A 19,364-nucleotide genomic window follows, 5' to 3' on the forward strand; every position below is an offset into this window, starting at 1 on the left:
TTAGTAGGCTATATAATTGAGGAATTGCCTCATGTTCAGTAACACAAAGCGAGTCATTTTGCTTTCGTTACTGGCAAGTGCAGCGAACACTACGTTCGCTGCACCAGCTCCAGTATCCGATCTCAATAGCACCGCAACAAATTCAACATCTTCCTCTCGTTCAGCATCTAACGAATCAGATATTGAGCGTTTAGAGCGCTTGCTTCAAAATCGTAATCTCGTTCAGCTTCAAATGCAGCAGCAAATCGACGACATGGCACTGGAGATCAGTGAGCTTCGTGGTGAGTTGGAACGAAACAGCTACGATATGAAACAAATGCTAGAGCGCCAGCGTGAACTGTTCATTGAACTGGATCGTGTGAGAGGCGAGGTGAAAGCAGCAGGAACAGCAACGGTAGCAGTAGCAGCGAGCGAAGGCTCAAAAGACGCTTCTGGTACGTTCAGTACTGATGTTGATGAGCAAACCGCTTATCAAAATGCTGTAGATATGATTCTAAAGCAGCGAGACTATACGGGTGCGATCGCAGCATTCCAAAAGTTTCAAAAAGACTTCCCAGATTCTACCTTCACGCCTAACACCCATTATTGGTTAGGTCAGCTTTATTTCGCTAAAAAGCAAGATAAGGAAGCTGTGAAGAGCTTTGCCGCTGTTGTGTCATACAAAGACTCTAACAAGCGCTCTGATGCTCTGGTTAAGCTTGGTGACATAGCTACGCGTAACAATAACGCGACGCAAGCTAAGAAATATTACCAACAAGTCGTAACCGAGTACCCAAACAGTGCTTCGGCTAAAGTGGCTAAAACCCACTTGTAAAACAAAATAGGGGTGCTCAGGTACCTCTTTTTTATACCTGATAACTTCAGTTTAGTGTCGACTTATCTTCTTCGTGATGTCAACGCATCGCTTTGTTTATGCGTTTTAAGCATTAGTTAGTCATCGTTTGCAACCAATCCTTTTTGATCCCAATCGCTGTCCTGTGTAGAATGCTCTAATTCTCGGAAGAAGTTGCGTAGAGCAAGAGCAATGAGTCATATACTAGATAAAATCGATACAGTTTACCCGTTTCCGCCTAAGCCAGTTCCATTGAGCGACGCTCAGAAGCAGGCCCACATCGCAAACATCAAAACACTACTTCAAGAAAAAGATGCAGTTCTAATTGCACACTACTATACGGATCCTGAAATTCAGGCTCTGGCTGAAGCAACTGGTGGTTTTGTTGGCGATTCATTAGAAATGGCTAAGTTTGGTAACCGCCACTCGGCAAGCACTTTGATCATCGCTGGTGTTCGTTTTATGGGTGAGTCTGCAAAGATTCTTACTCCCGAAAAACGCATTCTAATGCCAACACTAGAAGCCGAATGTTCTCTTGATCTTGGCTGTCCTGCAGACAAATTCACAGAGTTTTGTGATGCTCACCCTGATCACACAGTGGTTGTCTACGCGAATACCTCTGCGGCTGTTAAGGCTCGTGCAGACTGGGTAGTTACGTCGAGTATCGCTCTAGAGATCGTTGAAAGCCTAGACGCTGAAGGCAAACCGATTATTTGGGGCCCAGATCGTCACTTAGGTTCTTACATTGCAAATCAAACGGGCGCTGACATGTTGCTTTGGCAAGGTGAGTGTATCGTTCATGATGAGTTCTCAGCTGATGCTTTGAAAAAAATGAAATCGGTCTACCCAGAAGCGGCTATTTTGGTTCACCCAGAATCACCAGCAAGTGTGGTAGAACTGGCTGATGCTGTAGGTTCAACAAGTCAACTGATCAAGAAAGCAAAAGAGTTGCCTCATCCACAGATGATTGTCGCGACTGACAAAGGTATCTTCTTCAAGATGCAACAATTGGTTCCTGAAAAAGAGCTAATTGAAGCGCCGACAGCAGGTGCTGGTGCAACTTGTCGTAGCTGCGCGCATTGCCCTTGGATGGCAATGAACGGCCTTGAAGCGATTGAAAATGCGCTTGAGAATGGTGGCGAGCAACACGAGATCTTCGTTTCTGACGAGCTTCGTGTGAAGTCCCTTATCCCATTGAACCGCATGCTAGATTTTGCTGAGCAGCTTAACGTTCAAGTGAAAGGCAACGCTTAATTTAATGATGTGAGGTTATAAATAATCCAATATTTATAACTCTGCAGTCTTTATAACGTGGTGCATTTATCATCATTAAAAAACCAGCCGCAGTGCTGGTTTTTTTGTATCTGAAGATTAGCTTCATGCCCGACGTGATTCCAGTGAAGGCAGTATTGTAGGTTATCGCTTAGTTGTTCAAGAGCCGAGTAGGGTTTCTTAATCAGCACGCTCATCATTAACTAAAGTCCCTCTCTAAAGTTCTTAGCCCTGTCTTATTTTTTAAATTTTTGTTTCAACCTACCTTCATGAATAGGGCATCTCGTTAGGTGCTCTTACTGTCAAAAAATCAGAGTGCCAAATTTAAGTAACTATTAATATTGATAATCATTATCAATATTAAATGAGAATGCTTTACATTTAAATATGCAACCGATAAGGTACGGTTGAAAATTCGTCAGGTCATTGAAAGGAAGATCATTTTTCAATTTATTCGTTGAGTGATTTTAGGGTTTGTTCAATGTGACGGTTTTCAGTCGGAATTTTGGCTCATGTATAAAGCAGTGGTCAATAAGGGGCTAAGGAAGCACAGCCTATACTCGTTTTGAGTTGTCGCGTTTCAACACCTTTTGAATGTCTTCCCTCGTTTTCCTTATAAACGCCGTTACATGAGCCCACCTAAAGTTAATGCTTAATCAAGGAGAATTTTAAATGACAGCATTACGCCCCGCGGCAGTGAATGAGCTAGGAAATAGCAGATTCAAACTACGCACTTTATCTGCAATCATCATGGGACTTTGCGTAAGTGGTCAAGCTTTTGCAGCGACAAATAATAATGAAACTACCGCTAACGAAGCCAAAACTACTTTTGAAGTCACCGTGTATGGCGAGAAAATAGAGCGTTCAATTTATGATACGGGCTCAAGCGTGCATGTGTATGATGAAGATCGTATCGCGACTACTCCTGGCGCATCTGAGGTCGATGACTTGCTGCAGCTAACACCAAACATTGTGGATTCAGGTCAGGGTAATAACCTACCATCGATTCGTGGTGTTGATGGTTCAGGTCCTTCATTCGGTGGTCTTGCTGCCTTTGGTGGCTCCGTGCCAAGGTTGAACCTTTCAATTGATGGACGTTCACTCAGCTATTCTGAAGTCGCGTTCGGCCCCCGTTCTTTATGGGATATGCAGCAAGCAGAAATTTATCTTGGACCACAAAGCTATGTTCAAGGTCGAAATGCGTCTGCGGGTGCTATCGTTTTAAAATCCAATGATCCGACTTACGATTTTGAGACCAAAGTTAAGGCTGCTATTGGTCAGCAAGACTACTCTCAAACCGCAGCGGTTATCTCGGCGCCAATACTTGAAGATCAATTGGCCTTTAGATTGAGTGTTGATCAACAAAAGCGCAGTAGTTATGCAGACCTTACTGCTTATGAACCTGTCGGTGACCCTAATCGCATTGAGATGACGACAGCTCGTGGTAAATTTTTGCTAGAGCCAGCAGGCCTTCCTGGATTCAAAACCACGTTAACGATTGCCCATATGGATACCGTTGGACCTCAATCTGAATCTCAGCAAACAAAGATCAATAGAGCTGTTTATGAAACTCAGTCAACAAGCGGCATTTGGGATGTATCTTATGACATCTCAGATACGTTAGTGTTTGAAAATAATTTGATTTATACCGACCGTACTTACGACCGAAGCACAGATCCAGCAGGAAGAAAACAGGACTTCAAATCGAAGGGTAACGAGTTCCAAATAGAGCCTTTAGTTCGATTTAATTCCCTCAGTGAAGATCTGTCTGGTTTGTTCGGTTTGCGCTACTTCAAATCTGAAGATGATGACGTATTTGAACAGACTGGCTCATCTATACCGATGGAAGGCAAAAACCGCGCTATGTCGGCATTCGCTGAAGTGACTTACTTGGTGATGCCGAGCATCGAAGTGGTAGCGGCAGGGCGATTCGAACGCGAAAACAAAAAACGCTATGTTGCCCCAGGTCGTTTCGGCTTAGATTATGATGAAACATCAAATGTATTCCTTCCTAAGCTTGAAGTTGCCTATAAACCTCAATCCGATCAAACCGTGGGTATCCGAGCCGCTAAGGGCTTTAACTCCGGAGGTGGCGGTGTTGGCTTCAATAACAAAACGTGGGCATTTTCTTCATATACGTATGAAGACGAATACGTTTGGAACTATGAATTCTTCACCCGCCATAGCCTGCTAGATAATGAGCTTGAGTTAACAACCAACGTCTTCTACAACGACTATGATAATTTCCAAGTATTGGAGACTTCATCAAAAGGCGATGTGAAAGTTGATAATGTTGATGAAGCATATACTTACGGTGCAGAACTAGGAAGCCGTTGGTTAGCCACATCTAACCTAGAGCTATTGGCTTCACTTGGTTTGTTGAAAACAAGCTACAAAGATCATGCTAATAGCTCAAAAGAACTCGCTCGTGCCCCTTCTTTGACGGCAAGCTTCGGTGCTTTATACATGTTTGCTGAGAATTTCGAATTGAGTGGTAATGCGAATTACACTGGAGATTACTTCAGTGACGTTGAAAACTCAGCGAATCAGAGTATTGATGCTTACTGGGTTGCAAATGCCCAAGTTGCCTACGTGTTTACTAACGGACGTATGTCTCTATTTGCTACAAACTTGTTTGATTCTCAGAAAGAAACATTCAATTTCGGTGGAGACGATATTACGAAGCAAGCACCTCGCCAAATTGGTGGTTCAGTGGAATTGTACTTCTAATCGGTTAGATAGAATAAAACGCCTTGCTCAAAGCGAGGCGTTTATTTTGAAATTCATTGGCATGGAAAGTGGGGAAGGTATTAATTCTAACCTTCTGATCATTGGGAGAGACTCCCATCAAAGTCATGCTTCTATTCAATACTGTCGATCTCTTTAAGAGGTAAATTGATGAACGATCAACCGGTACGTTTACATCCAATGCTGTTGGACTTTGTTCGTAAGGAGCAGATTTCAAAGCATCTACTGCGAGTTACCGTTACAGGTGACTCTTTAATAGGGTTTCCTGAAGACCAAAATGGTAGCCACATAAAAGTGTTTTTCCCCAATCGGGAAAGTGGGATTTTGCAGTTACCTTACCGAGAAGGTGAAACTGTTATTTGGCCTGAGCATAAACCTGTCCCTCGAGCCTATACCGTCAGAAAGTATCGAGCCGATGTGAATGAGCTTGATATTGATTTCGTGACCCACGGTACCGGTTCCCCCGGCAGTGGGTGGGCGATCAAAGCTGAGCAAGGTTTCCAAATTGGTCTTGTCGGGCCTGCAGGGCCTGAGCCGTTAATTGAACCCGCAGGTTGGCATATTATTGCGGGAGACCTAACAGCAGTGCCTGCAATTAGTGCGATTTTGGAGGACCTTCCCTCTGACACTCAAGGCTATGTATTTATCGAGATAGATGATGCTGCTGATGAACATAACATTCAGCATCCGCAAGGTATGGTTTTGAAGTGGCTAGTGAGAGACGATACGAGCGAGCAATACCTATTGAGTAAAGCCATCTCCGGCTTAATTGCACCTAATGAGTCTCACTCGCTTTCTGCTTTCATTGCTGGTGAAAATGAAAGCGTGATTGCGTGTAGGAAAGTACTTAAACAAGAGTACAAGCTGTCTAGAAAAGATATGTATGCGATTCCTTACTGGAAACGAGGTAAGGATGAAGAAGCATATCATGATGAACGTCATGAAGTTATGGATGAAGAGTACTAATCCGCTTTGTTGACTAAAAGCCGGCCTCACAGAGGCTGGTTTTATTGAATTTATTCGACAGATGTTTCGGCCATGATTTTACTGGCTTAGCAATTACCACGGTAAGTCCATTTCAATTTACTAAACCTAGACTAAATGAAGTGCAACAAATATATGAGAATCAATATGATTTTTAAAATCATTATTATTTTTTTGGTTTCAGCTTCGACTTCTGTTTTCGCAGAAACCGAAATGACATCTCAAAATACTTATCCCAAGACTTTCGTCAATGCGGATGGGTCACAGACAGTGATCCCATCTAAACCGACTCGAATCCTGTCTACCTCGGTGACAATTAGTGGGACGCTACTGGCTATTGATGCTCCTTTAGCCGCAACAGCACTCACTTATGAAGGGAAGTTTTTTAGTCAATGGGCAGATATTGCTGAACAGAGAAGCGTGGAAAAGGCATGGCCTGCCGGCAGCGTTGATTTAGAGTCTGCCTATATCTATGAACCTGATTTGATTGTTGTAGCATGGCGCGGTGGTGATTCGGCGAGAGATCAAATCGCTGAATTTAAGCAAATAGCACCAACCATTATTTTGGATTACACCGCACAATCATGGCAAGACTTGGCTTTGAGGCTTGGACAGGCGACAGGGTTAGAAGAACAAGCCCAACAAAAAATTAGCCAGTTTGAGTTGTTCGTTAACCAGAGTAAAAACAAGCTACAGATACCAGAAGGCGAAACCAATATTGTGGCGTATTTTGGACCTGGAGCTACCAATGCTATCGCTTTAGAGGACGGTGTCCATGCGAATTTGCTCACTGACCTCGGTTTCAAAATGGAAGTGCAAAATCGTCAGTGGCATGACAACACAGTGCCTTTATCAGACTTTATGCGCGTCCACTTTGAACTGCTGACTCAACTTAAAGCCGATACGACATTTTTGCTAGAAGCGGGTGACGACAGCGCTAATCGATTCATGCATGACCCAATCTTGATCAACCTTCCGTCCGTCCAGAATAAACAAGTCTTTGGCCTAGGTGAGAATTCCTTTCGTATCGATATGTATAGTGCCACTGAAATCGTTAACGACATTGTTCAGCTTTTTGAGCGCGATACAAACGCAGGCTAATGGCTAATGGCTAATGGCTAATGGCTAATGCCAATGGTTAATGGCTAATGCCAATGGTTAATGGTTAATGGTTACGGTAAATAGGTAAAGGATGTCCATGATGACAAGTATTGCTGGTCCTGCAGAAGCACTTGAACAGATAAGACATGAACAAAGACGACGATGGTTGATGGCGGGAGTCGTGCTGTTATTTTTGGCCTCGTGTTTTAGCCTTTTCATCGGCACGCATTACATATCGCCGGTAGTTACTTTGGATGCGATTTTTTCTTTTGATTCAACCAACAGTGATCATCTATTGGTTGTCCATCTTCGAATTCCACGCACCTTGTTAGCTTTAGTTGTTGGCGGTGCGCTTGGTGTTGCAGGCGTTATCATGCAAGGCTTAACTCGTAACCCATTAGCAGACCCTGGGATACTCGGTGTTAATGCGGGGGCGACAGTTGCCATAGTCTCAGCGATAGCCTTTCTGGGTATCCATGATATGGCCTATGTGATGTGGTTTGGCTTACTTGGGGCTGCTGTTTCCGGAGCGGGCGTTTTTGCCCTAGCAGGGGTAAATAAAGGGGTTAACCCTGTAAGAGTTGTATTGGCGGGAACAGCTTTGTCGGTAGTGTTGCTTGCACTGACTCATATGATCACAATAAACAGCGACGAAATGGTGTTCGAACAATATAGACACTGGGCTGTGGGGTCATTTCAAGGACGAGGCTACGATGTTTTGATTCCTGCTACCGTGTTAATAGCCATTGGATTAGCTATCGCATTTTCATTAAGTAAAGCCTTAGATACTGTCTCGTTAGGGGACGATATTGGTCACGCCTTAGGTGTTAACCCGATCAAAATATGGTGTTTTGCTTCTATCGCTATTGTTGTTTTAGCCGGGACGTCAACTGCGGCGGCTGGTCCCATCAGCTTTGTTGGTCTTACTGCCCCTCATATTGCGAGAATGGTGGCGGGGCCGGATCATAAATGGTTGATGCCTTTCTCTTTACTGATTGCATCTATTCTGGCCGTTGTCGCTGATGTTCTAGGCCGGATCGTTGGGTATCCCAATGAGATCAGTGTAGGCATTATGATTGCTCTAATCGGTGGGCCATTCTTTGTATTCTTAGTGAAACGTTGGAAGATATCTCTCCTATGATGATAGAGCCTTACACTCTTCAAAACTCTGGCTCGGGAAGTGTTGTACGCTTCGGCCAGTTCTCTTTCTGTTATCAACCATCTCATATACTTGTCGCTTCGATTTTGTTGATATCAGTTTGTGCTATTGCAACTTATTCCATGACATTGGGTAAGTTTAATATCTCGTTGCCTCAAGTCGTCGATATCATTCTTGGGATTGGAGAGGGGGGCGTAAAAGATCGAATAATTCTTAACATAAGGCTACCTAAGGTTCTTACTGCGGTCTTTGTTGGGGCGGCGTTAGGCATTTCCGGTGCGGTATTTCAATCGGTATCAAGAAATGCTCTTGGTTCTCCAGATGTCATTGGTTTCACTACGGGGGCTGCGACCGGTGCAATTGCTCAAATAGTTTTGTTTGAGCAAGGGGCAATAGAAGTTGCAATCGCAGCGATAGTCGGCGGAGTAATCACGGCCGTTATCGTTTACTTACTTGCGGTAAAAGCAGGAGTGGTTGGAGGGTATCGCTTAATACTCACTGGTATTGGGATCGGGTCCATTTTGAGTGCGCTGAACAGCCTGATGTTAGTTAAGGGTAATTTGGACAATGCCATTTTGGCGAATCTATGGCTTGCAGGATCACTGCATGCTAGAACATGGACACATGTTTATCCTGTACTCATTGGGGTATTTATTCTCCTTCCTTTTATGATGATGTTAAAGCGCGCACTTGCCATGATCGAGATGGGGGATGACATCGCAACCCAGCTGGGTATTCGAGTCGAGCAAGTCCGTCTTTCTATGATTTTCTTTGCTGTGGTGTTAGCCGCATTCGCGACAGGTGCTGCTGGGCCTATTGCCTTTATTGCCCTTGCTGCTCCTCAATTAGTCGGTCGATTGAGAAAGTCGCGAGCATTATCCTTGTTCTCTTCGGCTCTTATGGGCGCGTTGTTGGTCTTAACTGCGGACGTTTTAATTCAATGGTTGCCTTTTCAAGCAAGCGTGCCCATAGGCAGGATGACGGGTATTGTTGGTGGCATATATTTAATTTGGCTATTGACCCGATCTCGTCAGTTTTAAGCATAGATACACACATGACTAATGAGAGCGATACGTCTTAAGTTTGTCCATGGTTTGGGTGATCCACCGAGACTCCTTTTACAGAGTGGGTTCAGTACCTAAAAAGTGACAAGTTGATCCAATTGGTTATGGGGTACTCAGCTGAACTTGAAATCGTGTAACGCTACCTATGTTAGCCCCGAAGAAACCAAACGTAACCTTGAGCAGCAATAAGTCTATTCTTGATGCTGCGCTTTCCCAAGTAACTGAATAGCTAGAGCTAATTAGCTAAGTAATCAAAGAGCTAAATAAGTAAATAGCAAAATAAGAAAATAGCTACAGGTTACTTAGGGGATATTGTTTAACTTAAATGAAATCAGAAGTTTATGAACCTATCGACACCGGTTGAATCCAACATTACCTCTCGACTAAATGGAAGTCATCTTAAACTTGCGTACGAGAATCGCGTTATTTGTGAAAATCTAGAACTTCATATTCCTGAAGGTAAATTTACGGTCATTGTCGGACCTAATGGATGCGGAAAGTCGACCTTATTGAGAAGCTTATGCCGTTTGTTGAAACCTTATAAAGGCCAAATTTGTCTAGATGGTCAGAATATTCAAAAGGTACCGGCTAAAGAGTTGGCGAGAGAGTTGGGGTTACTTCCGCAAAGTTCACAAGCTCCAGAAGGGATTCGAGTTGTTGATTTGGTGGCAAGAGGTCGCTACCCGCATCAAAAACTGTTTAAGCAGTGGAGCTTAGATGACCAAGAAGCGGTCTTCCAAGCGATGGAGGATACTGGTGTCACCGATTTGGCCGAGAGGCAGGTCGATGAACTCTCAGGAGGTCAGAAACAACGAGTTTGGATCGCCATGGTATTAGCACAAAAGACACCGATAGTATTGCTTGATGAGCCGACAACTTATTTGGACGTCGCACACCAGATCGATTTGTTGGAGTTGTTTCGTCGTCTTAATCGAAAAAACAAACACACTATTGTTGCCGTGCTGCATGATTTGAATCAAGCCTGTCGCTATGCGGATCACCTGATTGCATTTGCTGGTGGCGAAATTGTCGCACAAGGCGAACCTAAGTCTTTAATTGACGCCAAACTCGTTAAGCAAGTCTTTGGCTTAGATAGCGTTATTATTGATGATCCTGTAAGTCATACTCCATTGATTGTGCCTCTGGGGAAGTCACTAACATGACTTTTTTGTCAGGCTTGATTAAATCCGTGGAAATTGTTTGCATATATTTCTAAGTCTTTTTGCACCTAATTGTCGACTATTGGTATTATTTTGGGTTCATGTGCCTTTTTCTTAAGATACATCTTGTTGATATCATTTATTTTTTTTAGCATGTAACTAAGAGAAATGGATTAGAGGCTCTAATGATAATCTGGTTACAACTCAAACGTTGGGTCAAAGCGAATATCTTTGTTTTGAATGGTAAAAACCTACTGTTTACTTTCCTCGGCTACGTGTTTTTATCGTGGTCGACATTGTATTTAGCGGGTGAGACGGACTTAACTAACTCGTTTACTACATTTGCATACTATTTAGTCGTGACGGCTTCTACAGTTGGTTATGGCGATTTGTCACCGACGACGGAAGCGGGGCGATGGATTGTTATTCTGTTTGTTATTCCAGGAGGACTCAGCCTTTTCGCTGCTTTACTGGGTAAAGTGGCAACAGAAGGTGTTGAATATTGGCGAGCGGGCTTGTTAGGTAAAAGGAGAGTGAGAGTGGAAAACCACATTTTGATGTTGGGGTGGAATGAACAAAGAACAATTCATCTTATCCGTATGCTGCAACATGAAGAAACGGGCAAGCGACCAATCGTATTATGTACGCGTTCTGATATCGAAAATCCGTTACCCGGTGAGATCAATTTCGTTAAGGTAAACAGCTACACCGATGGCAAAGAGATGGAGAAAACGGGTATTGAGTCAGCCAGCTGTATTCTGATTGATAACCCAGAAGACGACATCACGCTATCAGCAGCGCTCTATTGTGCGAACCGAAACCCTAAAGCCCACCTTTTGGTTTACTTTAAAGACGAGGCGTTGAGCGATTTATTGCATCAACATTGCCCAAATTCTGAATGTATTCCGGCAGTGGGTGCCGAAATGCTAGCAAAAGCTGCGGTTGACCCTGGCTCAAGTGCGCTTCATCAAGAGCTCTTAAGCTCAACCAGAGGTATGACACAGTATTCGACGTATTACCCTAAAGATGCCGAACCTGTAACCGTCGCACCTATTTTCTCTGTATTTAAAGAGAAGTACAAAGCAACGCTGATCGCGATTGATACGGGAAGTGGTATAGAGCTTAATCCGGAGTTAGATCAAGTTGTCAGCAGCGGCACTAAGTTGTTTTACATTGCCGATGAGCGAATTGATCATTTCGATTGGAAAGGCTTTTAGACGGTTAGTTTGTGTCACCTGAAACGAAAGAAGGCCTCATTGTGAGGCCTTCTTACTATCGTTCGATATAGCGTAGCTTATTTCTCTTATTTCTTTTATATCTCTAGCATTAAAGATAATAGAAAATTATTGAGCTTCGGCTAATGCGATACCGCGTTGCGTTAACCCGCAAAGCATCACAGGCACAGCGTTAAAGATCTCTTCAAATTGCTCAAGGCCTTCGATGCCTTGTTCTGCAAGCGTAGCAATGGACGTTTCTGGATCGTAAAGCATGCTTAGTGAAAGCAACACGCCGCCGACCAGTGCGTTGTCTTCGCTGTCTTCTGGCATCAGTGTTTCCCAATCATCACGGGCAATCTGCCAGCCTTGAAGTAAGCCTTCACAAAAATCGCGAGCTGCTGTATTTACAACTTCTGCATCATCTAATTGGCAAGCTTCAGGCCATACCCACGTACCTTCGATCAGCTCTGGGCGGGTTTTGTTCCAAAGCGCGATGATAACTTCAATGTAGCTTTCCAGTTGTTCACCGTCGGTAAAAGGCGCGACTTCTTCGCCACCCCAAAGGAACGGAAGCCATTCATGAGGGGTTAACACATTTGGAGCGGCTGCCATTGCAGTGACAAAGCCCATGGTTTTGTGTTCTGTGATTAGCTTTCCTTCCAACTCTGGAAGCGCAAGAATATCTTGTAAAGTCAAAGTGAGGTACCGTAAAAGGGAACATATTTGCGCTTATAGTACCAATGAACTTGCGCCAATCAAGCTTCAATCTAAAAACGCTTGATGTCATTAGTAATAAACACTAGGTTAAACACAAAAGAAAATAACAAGATAATTATGCAAATACGGTCGTCTCTTAAGAAAAAAAGTATGGTAGCGCTTGGTGTGTACCTCGCGATGTTCATTGCCATTGTCGGTAGTGTGACGTATTACGTCGTAGAATCTCCTGTACGCGCTAAGCTGCAACAAAACCTCGACTTACGTACACAACTGTTATCGGAATTGATTACAGAGCCCCTCAGTAGCTCTCAAGGTTTTGTAGATAGCTTGGTTGGCTTCGCTCAGGCACAACGTCGCGATACTGATGTTATACCGTTATTTATTAAGTCAATGTTGGCGGCGAGTGATGATACGATCGTCAGCGCAGGTATTTGGCCAGAACCGCATACATTGGATTCGAATAAAATTCTAAACAGTTATTTTTTCAACAAAGCTGATGATGGTGAGATTGACCAGCTCTTTTCTTATAACAACCCCAAAAATGCGCCTTATCAAAACGAATATTGGTATACATCGGTAGTAAATAAAGAACAGGGAACTATTGCATGGAGCAATGTGTATATTGACCCATATACACATGTTCAAATGATCACCGCATCTTCACCTTACTATTACGATGGCACCTTTGCAGGTGTTGCGACGGTGGACCTCTCGCTTGAAGAGTTGCTTGGCTTTATTAAGAACCATGCGGAAGTGTACAACCTTGGTATTACTCTAAGAGACAAACTCAACCAAGTGTTGGTTTCTCATAACTTCAATCTCGTTGAAGGGATCTATATTAGTAGTAATCAATTTGGAGAGTTTGGGTGGCAAGTGGATGTCGTCAACTCAAAATCACGGGTCGCTGACGAAGTGTTTCGTCAGGTAATGAGCGTTGAAGGCGGTATTGTGCCGCTGTTGTTATTGTGTGTGATGGCCGGTTATTACTTATTGAACCGCTATTTGATAAGCCCAATCACAACGATTGCCGCCCAAGTTGATAGTTCTAAAGCGGGTGAGATCATCGATGTTGACTACTCAAGTGATGATGAAATTGGTCACTTAATCAAAACCTTCAACGAAAAAACCATCTATCTCGAAGCTGAGAAGGTTAAAGCTCAAGCATCAACCAATGCCAAAACGGCCTTTCTTGCGACCTTGTCACACGAAATTCGTACCCCGATGAATGGTGTATTAGGGACGGCCCAGATCTTACTGAAAACCCCTTTGAGCACTGAGCAAGAGAAGCATCTAAAGAGCCTGTATGATTCGGGTGATCATATGATGACGTTACTCAATGAGATCTTGGATTTTTCAAAGATAGAGCAAGGCAGGTTAGATCTGGATGAGACTCGATTCCCGCTTGATTCAATCATAGGTAGTATCAACAGTGTCTATTACACCTTGTCTTCCGAGAAAGGGCTTCAATTCAAAGTTTACTCCGAAGTGCCTTCTGACCGTTGGTACTTCTCAGACAAAGCACGTCTTCGCCAAATTCTGTTTAACCTCTTAAACAACGCCGTTAAGTTCACCTCTCGAGGCTTTGTCGAGGTGTACCTTAAAGAAGTCGTAGAAGGGAGTGATACCTACCTTAGTATTCGAGTTCGCGACACAGGTATTGGTATATCTAAAGAAGCACAAAAACGTATTTTTAAACCGTTTGAACAAGCGGAGTCTTCGACCACGAGGCGCTTCGGCGGTACTGGTCTCGGGTTAGCGATTGTGAAGAAAATTGCCCAGTTGATGGAGGGCAGTATTAGCGTCACCAGCGAAGAAGGGATAGGTACCAGCTTCGATGTTCGCTTGAAGATTAAGCCTTGCCAGCCTGGCGAAATAGAGAGCTTGCCACATAAGAAGTTAGATTACTCTGGCTTGAAGGTACTGATTGTCGAGGATAACAGAACCAATACCGTCATCATTGAAACCTTTATGAGCAGTAAAGGCTTTACTTGTAAGAGTGTCGAAAATGGTGAACTTGCGATACAAGCCGTGGTGGCCGAACGCTTTGATTTGATTCTGATGGATAACCATATGCCAGTGATGGACGGTGTTGAATCAACCACGGCTATTCGTGCTTTGATCGGCGAGATATCATCGGTACTGGTGTTTGGTTGTACGGCTGATGTTTTTAAAGAGACTCGCGAACGTATGCTTGGTGCGGGGGTGGATTATATTATTGCCAAGCCGATTGATGAGCGTGAGTTGGATGATGCGTTGTTCCGCTATTCGAACAAGCTTTACCAATACCATGAAGTTAAAGCTCATGATCTTGATAGCCCGGATGTTGAAAAACATGATTCGAAAAGTAACAGCGAGTCATTACCTAAACCTGATCTGCGAAACAAAGATAACACCGAAGAGCTACTTGTCACGCTGTACGTAGCGCTCGAAGATAATAACCTATCGCTGATTAAGTCTGCCTTAGAGAGCTTGCGTGTTCATGCTGAACCTATGAATAACGCAGAACTTACATCTCAAGTTGATAAAGCCTTAGAACAGGTTTCTTTAGGTTCTACTCCTGAACAAGAGATCATTAATACCATTACTGTAAATCTTCCTATGGCATAGGTGTTGTTTAATTACATAAATGCAGTGGCTATATGATTGAAATTTGACCGGTGTGTGTTTTTTTGGTGGAAATGACTGCTTTCAAAGTGGTTTTTGGTTGTTAATTTACGACTTTATTTTTAATTTGGAATGTATGACTACTAATCTTGTGATTTAATAGCGATATTATCTGGCAAGGTGCTTATGTGCCTTGTTTATGTGTTGTTAAATCACTAATTAAGCAGTGATATATTTTAGGTTTATCATCAATGAAGTCTCGTGGTCCATTTTGTATTCGAAACGCCGCTGCGGATACATTTGCTATGGTCGTTTTCTGTTTTATTTCTGGCATGATCGTAGAAGTGTTTATTTCTGGTATGACATTTGAGCAGTCTCTTGCCTCTCGAACGTTATCTATTCCGGTAAACATCGCTATCGCATGGCCTTATGGAGTCTTTCGTGATTGGTTCCTGCGCAATGGTGCAAAGCTTTCACAAAGCTCATTGATGAAAAACTTGTCTGACTTGGTGGCGTACGTGTTATTCCAGTCACCTGTGTATGCCGGTATCTTATTGGCGGTTGGTGCTTCAAGCGACCAGATTGTTACGGCTGTAACTAGTAATGCGGTTATCTCATGCGGTATGGGCGTGCTGTACGGTTACTTCTTAGATATGTGCCGAAAATGGTTCCGAGTTCCGGGCTATTACCAACAAGCATAAATACAGCGAAATAATGAAATGTGGTTTGTTTTTGATCTAATGAGTTAATTTGTAATCGAACAAACTGAAAAAGGCACTTTTTTTGATAATGCCTCTTGACCAAAGCAAGCAGAATCAATAAAGTAGCGCCTCGTTGAGTGACAAGCTCAACACAAAATTTGTGGAAGGATGGCTGAGTGGCTTAAGGCGCTCGCCTGGAAAGCGAGTATACGTTTATAGCGTATCTGGGGTTCAAATCCCCATCCTTCCACCACTATTCAAAACCCTAGCAGAAATGCTGGGGTTTTCTCGTTTAAGAGCATCTATATTTTATCTCTATCTCTATCTCTATCTCTATCTCTATCCCAAAGTCTTTTGGCTATTTCTGGTTACTTACTGCGCTTGGTATAAATTAGGATTCTGTAAGCTCTTTCCATCTGTTTATCAAGAGTAGATCGAATGAACGAGCATGAGCCTTCAACAGCCTTGAAGTGACTCGGTGCACAAGTTAGCGAGTGTAAGCACGTTCTTGATAAATTGGGATACATGTTAACCGCCAATTTGTGAGACGCTTGATTTAGTGTCAGTCGAATCACAAGGAAGTTGAATGCATCACTTTAATATCCGCGCTCTTGAGTATTTAAACGCGTTGTCTAAGTATGGCTCACTGCGTAAGGCATCCAAGATGATGAATGTTGACCCTGCTGCGATGAGTAGAATGCTGACACAGCTCGAAGCGCAAGCGGAAATGAAAGTGTGGGAGCGTAACAACCGCCAATCACTGTTAACTGAAGCGGGTAATGAGCTGTTGAATTACTACCGTTCTATTGTTCGTGGAGAAGCCGTAGTGCTTGCTCGGCTAACCAAGCTCAAAAACCTTAAAGGAGGCAATGTTAGTATTGCCATCGGTGAAGGGTTTATTACCAACTTGGTGTCAAAGCCGATGCAAACCTTCATGGCACGTTATCCTGATATTAACCTATCTATAGAGATTGCTGGTGCATTGGACGCGGTCAAGATGTTGGAAGATCAACAGATAGACTTTGCAATAACCTATGCTTCAGCACCGCACCCCAAACTACACTCCCACGTTGAACGCAGCCATCCGCTGGAATTGATTGCTCCCAAAGGGCACTTCCTTACGATGAAAAGTGCACCAGTGACACTGCGAGATATTAAAGGCGCTTCTCTCGCCTTAATCGATAACTCGACCGGGATGGGGAGGCTGGTAAAGCAGGCCGAACAAATTTCCCATCTTATCTTGCAGCCAAAGCTTCAAACCAATTCGGTAACCGCACTTACTAACTTTGTCTCAGCAGGATTAGGCGTGACCTTTATGCCCAAACTCACCGTGATTGATGAGATAAAGTCAGGACAGATCGAAGTGGTTGCGACCGAGTTGGAGATGCTATCGAAGGCGACGGTTAAGGTTCAATCTTTGAAAGGTCGTGCACTCACGCTACAGGCAGAAACCTTGTTAGATTTCTTACTTGAAAATGCCACTTTCTTGAGTCATGACGCCTACAATATCTAGGCTTAATCGGTTTATCTAACCATCCCTCCCAAGCTTCCAAATACCGCCAATATCACAGTTCCAAACTTCCGAATTCGTTTCTAACTTGAATTGATTTTTTATCAACGCTCTCGTTATTGTTAAGTCAACACGTGCAGAATAAGTTACAAATCATTAACGAAACGAATTTTGACTGACAGCTGTGTTCGATAGGTTTGGCTTTGTCGGGCATTAGGAGAAGAGAATGGAAGTTATTGTAATTGGCAGCGGTGTTATTGGGTTGACCAGCGCTTGGTATCTGGCGAAAGAAGGTCATTCAGTGACGGTTATTGATCGTCAAGACAACAGTGGCAAAGAAACCAGTTTTGCGAATGCAGGGCAGATTTCTTACGGCTATTCCTCACCATGGGCAGCACCGGGTATTCCATTAAAAGCGATGAAATGGTTAACCCAAGAGCATGCGCCACTTAAAGTGAAGCCTTCACTTTCTCCTGAATTGGTGTCTTGGGCGACTAAGATGCTCGCCAACTGCAATGAAGCCAAATATGCAAAGAACAAATCGCGTATGTTGAGAATCGCAAACTATAGCCGAGATTGCCTGACTGAGCTAAGAACCCGTGAGCAATTGGCTTATGAAGGTAGGCAGAAAGGGACGCTACAAGTGTTTCGAAGCGAGAAGCAATTGGATTTTATTCAGCAAGATATGAAGCTGTTGAAAGAGAGTGGGATCGAGCACTCGTTGTTTGACGTTGAGCAGTGCCTATCCATTGAACCCGGTTTAGCTGACGTCAAAGAGAAGTTGGTGGGTGGGCTCTACTTACCTCATGATGAAACCGGTGATTGCTATCAGTTCTGTTTAACCTTGACTGAGAAAGCCAAGCAACTCGGTGTTAGGTTCGTGTTTGATACTGAAGTGGTCAGTTTGAATCATCAGAATCAAACCATCGAGAGTATTACAACGACTCAAGGTGAATTCAAAGCGGATGCTTACGTGGTCGCATCGGGTAGCTATTCTAGAGACTTGCTCAAGCAAGTGGACTTGTCTATTCCTGTGTACCCAGTGAAAGGGTATTCGCTAACACTGCCGATTGTGAATGCAGATAAGTCACCAACCTCAACTGTTATGGATGAGACTTACAAAGTGGCGATGACACGTTTTGATGATCGTATTCGTATTGCCGGTACGGCAGAGCTCGCTGGTTTTGACTTCCTAATCCCAGAAAAACGTAAAGCCACGATTGATATGGTGATAAAAGATCTATTCCCACAGGGCGGTGACTTTTCAAAAGCTGAATACTGGACTGGGTTAAGGCCAATGACTCCCGATGGCACGCCTATAATCGGTAAGACACCAATCAAGAACCTCTTTATTAATACGGGTCATGGAACATTGGGTTGGACGATGGCTTGTGGGTCAGGAAAGCTGTTAGCGAGTGTGGTTAGTGGCTCTGATAGTGATATTAAATCAGACGACTTGAGTATTCATCGCTACATGTAGCTCATCAAAATGCTTGTTCATATAAATCAGCCCATGTTTATCATTAAGCATGGGCTGATTGAGTTTAGGGTTGCTGCTTATCGGGTAGTGGTTTCTAACACATGGGTAAATCTATCCCAGGATTTTTGGTCTGCTTCTTGTTGGTAGTTGTTTGAGCCGAATACGGTAAAGGCATGTGGCGCACCACTATAGGTGATCATCTCATGCGGAACCTTGGTTGTTTCCAGTTGAGCGGCAAGGCTGCCAAAATCTTCCATTGAGATCATTGCGTCGGCTGTACCATGGAACACGACAACCGGGGCTTTAGTCTCAGCGTAGTCTTGCCCATTCGGTGTCGATAAACCGCCATGGAAGGTAACATAAGCTTTCGAAGGGATGCCCGCACGAGCGGCCTCTAAAACGGCTGCGCCGCCAAAGCAGTAACCCATCATTACGTTGTTATCTAAGTTACCACCAAGCCTTTTCGCTTCCATTGCTCCCGCATTAAGTAGTGCACGCATTTTTTCTCTGTCTTTATACAACTCGCCTGTGTGCTGTTTTTTGTCTTTCACTTCGGTCGGGCGAATGCCTTTACCAAATAGGTCGATGGCGAACACGTTGTAACCGAGTTCGTTGAGCATCTCAGAACGTTTCTTCTCGTAATCGGTTAAGCCATCCCAATCATGTACTAGTAGCACTAACGGCGCTTGGTCGCTAGCTTCACTCCAGTAACCTTCGTAATCCACACCGTCGACTTGGTAAGTGACGTTTTCTCCTGAAATCGCAGAGAAGGGCAGTAAAACTGAAAACAGGCCGAGTGTAGTGAGTTTTCGCAT

The 19,364-nt window shown here is 43.7% G+C and carries 15 protein-coding genes and 1 tRNA gene; 14 read left to right on the forward strand and 2 right to left on the reverse strand.

Features of this window, described 5'->3' with window-relative positions:
- Positions 1–31 precede the first annotated feature (31 nt).
- The 9 genes from ybgF (at position 32) to OCV44_RS05735 (ending at position 11,537) form a co-directional block, all read left to right on the forward strand.
- On the forward strand, positions 32–814 hold the full coding sequence (gene ybgF / locus OCV44_RS05695) for a tol-pal system protein YbgF (protein WP_086049136.1): 783 nt from the start codon (positions 32–34) through the stop codon (positions 812–814).
- Positions 815–1,024: 210 nt separating this feature from the next.
- Complete coding sequence (nadA, locus tag OCV44_RS05700; RefSeq protein WP_009846384.1) at positions 1,025–2,086, forward strand: quinolinate synthase NadA; 1,062 nt, start codon at positions 1,025–1,027, stop codon at positions 2,084–2,086.
- A 690-nt stretch (positions 2,087–2,776) separates the two neighbouring features.
- Complete coding sequence (locus OCV44_RS05705; RefSeq protein WP_139684694.1) at positions 2,777–4,834, forward strand: TonB-dependent receptor; 2,058 nt, start codon at positions 2,777–2,779, stop codon at positions 4,832–4,834.
- A gap of 168 nt (positions 4,835–5,002) precedes the next feature.
- Entirely contained in the window at positions 5,003–5,818 is an 816-nt protein-coding gene (locus OCV44_RS05710; protein ID WP_139684693.1) for a siderophore-interacting protein, read from the forward strand.
- Between the two features lie 153 nt (positions 5,819–5,971).
- Positions 5,972–6,937, forward strand: coding sequence for a Fe2+-enterobactin ABC transporter substrate-binding protein (gene fepB, locus OCV44_RS05715; protein ID WP_139684692.1), 966 nt, complete (start codon positions 5,972–5,974; stop codon positions 6,935–6,937).
- 100 nt (positions 6,938–7,037) lie between these two features.
- On the forward strand, positions 7,038–8,078 hold the full coding sequence (locus OCV44_RS05720; RefSeq protein ID WP_139684722.1) for a FecCD family ABC transporter permease: 1,041 nt from the start codon (positions 7,038–7,040) through the stop codon (positions 8,076–8,078).
- Positions 8,075–9,136: a FecCD family ABC transporter permease gene (locus OCV44_RS05725; protein ID WP_139684721.1), complete on the forward strand. Its 1,062-nt coding sequence runs from the start codon at positions 8,075–8,077 to the stop codon at positions 9,134–9,136. The genes OCV44_RS05720 and OCV44_RS05725 overlap by 4 nt, the downstream gene beginning before the upstream one ends.
- 365 nt (positions 9,137–9,501) lie before the next feature.
- Positions 9,502–10,323, forward strand: coding sequence for an ABC transporter ATP-binding protein (locus OCV44_RS05730; protein ID WP_139684691.1), 822 nt, complete (start codon positions 9,502–9,504; stop codon positions 10,321–10,323).
- A 182-nt stretch (positions 10,324–10,505) separates the two neighbouring features.
- A complete protein-coding gene (locus OCV44_RS05735; protein ID WP_009846405.1) occupies positions 10,506–11,537 on the forward strand; it encodes a potassium channel protein in 1,032 nt (343 codons plus the stop codon).
- A gap of 126 nt (positions 11,538–11,663) precedes the next feature.
- Here OCV44_RS05735 and OCV44_RS05740 read toward each other — a convergent pair whose 3' ends face one another.
- Positions 11,664–12,233 carry a UPF0149 family protein gene (locus tag OCV44_RS05740; protein ID WP_009846406.1) on the reverse strand — a complete coding sequence of 190 codons (570 nt, stop codon included), beginning with the start codon at positions 12,231–12,233 and terminating at the stop codon, positions 11,664–11,666.
- Between the two features lie 138 nt (positions 12,234–12,371).
- Between OCV44_RS05740 and OCV44_RS05745 the strand changes: the two genes are divergently transcribed.
- The 5 genes from OCV44_RS05745 to OCV44_RS05765 all read left to right on the forward strand — a co-directional run bounded on the left by OCV44_RS05745 (position 12,372) and on the right by OCV44_RS05765 (position 18,549).
- Entirely contained in the window at positions 12,372–14,861 is a 2,490-nt protein-coding gene (locus OCV44_RS05745; RefSeq protein ID WP_449365393.1) for an ATP-binding protein, read from the forward strand.
- 248 nt (positions 14,862–15,109) lie between these two features.
- The gene (locus tag OCV44_RS05750) at positions 15,110–15,559 is read left to right on the forward strand and encodes an L-alanine exporter AlaE (protein WP_009846408.1); all 450 of its coding nucleotides are present in this window, start codon (positions 15,110–15,112) and stop codon (positions 15,557–15,559) included.
- Between the two features lie 162 nt (positions 15,560–15,721).
- Positions 15,722–15,812, forward strand: a tRNA-Ser gene (locus OCV44_RS05755).
- Between the two features lie 333 nt (positions 15,813–16,145).
- Positions 16,146–17,072: a LysR family transcriptional regulator gene (locus tag OCV44_RS05760; protein ID WP_139684689.1), complete on the forward strand. Its 927-nt coding sequence runs from the start codon at positions 16,146–16,148 to the stop codon at positions 17,070–17,072.
- A 223-nt stretch (positions 17,073–17,295) separates the two neighbouring features.
- Positions 17,296–18,549, forward strand: a complete 1,254-nt coding sequence (locus OCV44_RS05765) for a D-amino acid dehydrogenase (protein ID WP_139684688.1) — start codon at positions 17,296–17,298, stop codon at positions 18,547–18,549.
- 77 nt (positions 18,550–18,626) lie between these two features.
- Here OCV44_RS05765 and OCV44_RS05770 read toward each other — a convergent pair whose 3' ends face one another.
- Positions 18,627–19,364, reverse strand: coding sequence for a dienelactone hydrolase family protein (locus OCV44_RS05770; protein WP_139684687.1), 738 nt, complete (start codon positions 19,362–19,364; stop codon positions 18,627–18,629).

The organism is Vibrio tasmaniensis (genome assembly GCF_024347635.1).
GTDB classification, from domain to species: Bacteria; Pseudomonadota; Gammaproteobacteria; order Enterobacterales; family Vibrionaceae; genus Vibrio; species Vibrio tasmaniensis.

Bases quoted from the DNA above. Each gene is read 5' to 3' on its own strand.
- fepB (WP_139684692.1), top strand. From the start codon at position 5,972: ATGAGAATCAATATGATTTTTAAAATCATTATTATTTTTTTGGTTTCA.
- OCV44_RS05720 (WP_139684722.1), top strand. From the start codon at position 7,038: ATGACAAGTATTGCTGGTCCTGCAGAAGCACTTGAACAGATAAGACAT.
- nadA (WP_009846384.1), top strand. From the start codon at position 1,025: ATGAGTCATATACTAGATAAAATCGATACAGTTTACCCGTTTCCGCCT.
- OCV44_RS05745 (WP_449365393.1), top strand. From the start codon at position 12,372: ATGCAAATACGGTCGTCTCTTAAGAAAAAAAGTATGGTAGCGCTTGGT.
- OCV44_RS05725 (WP_139684721.1), top strand. From the start codon at position 8,075: ATGATGATAGAGCCTTACACTCTTCAAAACTCTGGCTCGGGAAGTGTT.
- OCV44_RS05750 (WP_009846408.1), top strand. From the start codon at position 15,110: ATGAAGTCTCGTGGTCCATTTTGTATTCGAAACGCCGCTGCGGATACA.
- OCV44_RS05710 (WP_139684693.1), top strand. From the start codon at position 5,003: ATGAACGATCAACCGGTACGTTTACATCCAATGCTGTTGGACTTTGTT.
- OCV44_RS05760 (WP_139684689.1), top strand. From the start codon at position 16,146: ATGCATCACTTTAATATCCGCGCTCTTGAGTATTTAAACGCGTTGTCT.
- ybgF (WP_086049136.1), top strand. From the start codon at position 32: ATGTTCAGTAACACAAAGCGAGTCATTTTGCTTTCGTTACTGGCAAGT.
- OCV44_RS05705 (WP_139684694.1), top strand. From the start codon at position 2,777: ATGACAGCATTACGCCCCGCGGCAGTGAATGAGCTAGGAAATAGCAGA.
- OCV44_RS05730 (WP_139684691.1), top strand. From the start codon at position 9,502: ATGAACCTATCGACACCGGTTGAATCCAACATTACCTCTCGACTAAAT.
- OCV44_RS05765 (WP_139684688.1), top strand. From the start codon at position 17,296: ATGGAAGTTATTGTAATTGGCAGCGGTGTTATTGGGTTGACCAGCGCT.
- OCV44_RS05735 (WP_009846405.1), top strand. From the start codon at position 10,506: ATGATAATCTGGTTACAACTCAAACGTTGGGTCAAAGCGAATATCTTT.
- OCV44_RS05770 (WP_139684687.1), bottom strand. From the start codon at position 19,364: ATGCGAAAACTCACTACACTCGGCCTGTTTTCAGTTTTACTGCCCTTC.